The sequence below is a fragment of the Nocardioides sp. genome, assembly GCF_035503875.1.
Classification (GTDB): domain Bacteria; phylum Actinomycetota; class Actinomycetes; order Propionibacteriales; family Nocardioidaceae; genus Nocardioides.
Genome location: NZ_DATJTA010000038.1, coordinates 1 through 2,282, shown reverse-complemented (window position 1 = coordinate 2,282; position 2,282 = coordinate 1). Strand labels below are relative to the sequence as shown.

Genomic DNA, 2,282 nt, shown 5'->3' with positions numbered 1-2,282 from the left:
GCGATCGCCGAGGCCGGGCTCACCCCCGCCAACATCAACGCGGCCGGGCAGATCGTGGCCGGCGGCACCCTCGAGCAGCTGGCCGAGTTCGCCGCCAACCCGCCGGCCGGCGCGCGGCTGCGGCCGCTGCGGGTCGCGGGCGCGTTCCACACCAAGCACATGGCGCCGGCGGTCGACGCGCTGGTGGCGGCGGCGGCCGGCGTCGCCGTCCACGACCCGGTCATCACCCTGCTGTCCAACCGCGACGGCGCCGTCGTCACCTCCGGCCCGGCCTGGGTGGAGCGGATCGTCCACCAGGTCGCCAACCCGGTCCGCTGGGACCTGTGCATGGCCACCATGTCCGACATCAACGTGACCGCGCTGATCGAGCTCGCCCCGGGCGGCACGCTGACCGGCATGGCCAAGCGCGCGCTGCCCGGCGTCGAGCTGCTCGCGATCAAGACCCCGGACCAGCTCGACGCGGCTCGGGCGCTGATCGCCGCGCACGCGACGGCGACCAACGGCTACGCCGCGAACTCGGACGGATCGGGCCCCGACTGGATGATCGTGGTGTCACCAGGCGCCGGAACCGCCCGTCTGATCTCGGACGAGACGGGCAGCGGGACGACGCCGGCCGGCGCGACGATGGTCTGCGCCGGCGACGTCCTCGCCCACGTCGTCGCTCGCGGCGGCGAGAAGCCGGTGACCGCGCCGCACGACGCGGTCGTGGTGGAGTGGCTGGTCGAAGACGGCGACCCGGTGAGCGAGGGTCAGCCGCTGGTCCGCCTGCAGCCAACCCAGCGTAGGGAGTCGTGAGCATGACCGCAGCGAAGATCCTCGGATTCGGCGGTTACCAGCCGGACAAGGTAGTCACCAACGACGACCTCGCCAAGCTCGTCGACACCAACGACGAGTGGATCAGGACGCGGGTCGGCATCCGGGAACGGCGGTTCGCGCGCGACGACGAGACCGTCGCCGACATGGCCGAGGCGGCCGGCGCGAAGGCGCTCGCGGCCAGCGGGCTCGAGCCTTCCGACATCGACCTGGTGACGGTCGCGACGTGCAGCCCGGAGTCGCTGATGCCGACCATCTCGGCGACCGTCGCCTACCGGCTCGGCATTATCGCGCCCGGAGCCTACGACCTCAACGCCGCCTGCGCCGGATTCTGCTACGCGGTCGGCGCCGCCGCCGACTCCGTGCGCGCGGGCAGCGTTCGCAACGCGCTGGTGATCGGCGCGGAGAAGATGACGTCGTGGATGGACTGGTCCGACCGGTCGACCTGCATCATCTTCGCCGACGGGGCCGGGGCGGCCGTGGTCGGGCCGTGCGAGGCCGGCGAGCCGTCCGGGATCGGGCCGATCGTGTGGGGCAGCGCGGGCGACCAGGCGCACAAGATCGTGATCGAGGGGCGCACGGGTAAGCTGACCCAGGACGGCCAGGCCGTGTTCCGCTGGGCCACCACCGCGCTGGCCCCGGTGGCGCTCGAGGCCTGCCGCCGGGCGGGGGTGTCGCCGGACGAGATTTCGGCCTTTATCCCGCACCAGGCGAACCTTCGCATCATCGAGGCCATCGCCAAGAAGCTCGGCATCCCCAGGGATCGCGTCGCCGACGACATCATCACGGCCGGCAACACCTCGTCCGCGTCGATTCCGCTCGCGCTGTCCAGGATGGCGGAGCAGGGGCGGCTGCAGCCCGGAAAGCCGGCGTTGCTGCTGGCCTTCGGCGCCGGGCTGTCCTACGCGGCGCAGGTGGTCACGGTACCCTAGCCGCGCCATCGCAACATCGATTCACACCGCTAACTCAAGCCAATCGAAGGAGCAACCAGTGACTGACCAGGAGATTCTGGCCGGACTCGCGGAGATCATCGAGGAGATCGCCGGCACGCCCGCCGACGAGGTGACCCCCGCGGCCAACTTCGTCGACGACCTCGACATCGACTCACTGTCCATGGTCGAGATCGCCGTCGCGGCGCAGGACAAGTTCGGCGTCGAGATCCCGGACGAGCAGCTCAAGGACCTGAAGACCGTCCAGGACGTCGTCACCTTCGTCTCCAAGAGCTCCTGAGCGCCACCGCTCTTCCGTCCTCTAGCAGTCGTCGTTAGTCGTTCGCAGTCGTGGAGGTTGCAGTGGGCAACAACGGTCAGGTCAGCGTCGTCGTCACCGGGCTCGGCGCGACCACGCCGCTCGGTGGTGATGTCGCGTCCACCTGGTCGGCGATGCTCGCGGGAACCAGCGGCGTGCGCACCATCACCGAGCCCTGGATCGAGACGGTGCCGGTGAAGTTCGCGGCCACCGCCGCGGTC

At 70.8% G+C, this 2,282-nt stretch carries 4 protein-coding genes; all 4 read left to right on the top strand.

Going from position 1 to position 2,282, the window contains the following annotated elements; all coding sequences use genetic code 11:
• On the top strand, positions 1-795 hold a 795-nt coding region (locus tag VMF51_RS09200; protein ID WP_325474121.1), incomplete at its 5' end, for a biotin/lipoyl-binding protein.
• 2 nt (positions 796-797) lie between these two features.
• Complete coding sequence (locus VMF51_RS09195) at positions 798-1,745, top strand: beta-ketoacyl-ACP synthase III (RefSeq protein ID WP_325474120.1); 948 nt, start codon at positions 798-800, stop codon at positions 1,743-1,745.
• A 58-nt stretch (positions 1,746-1,803) separates the two neighbouring features.
• Positions 1,804-2,043 carry an acyl carrier protein gene (locus VMF51_RS09190; RefSeq protein ID WP_325474119.1) on the top strand — a complete coding sequence of 80 codons (240 nt, stop codon included), beginning with the start codon at positions 1,804-1,806 and terminating at the stop codon, positions 2,041-2,043.
• A 50-nt stretch (positions 2,044-2,093) separates the two neighbouring features.
• A partial coding sequence (locus tag VMF51_RS09185; protein ID WP_325474118.1) for a beta-ketoacyl synthase N-terminal-like domain-containing protein occupies positions 2,094-2,282 on the top strand: 189 nt, incomplete at its 3' end.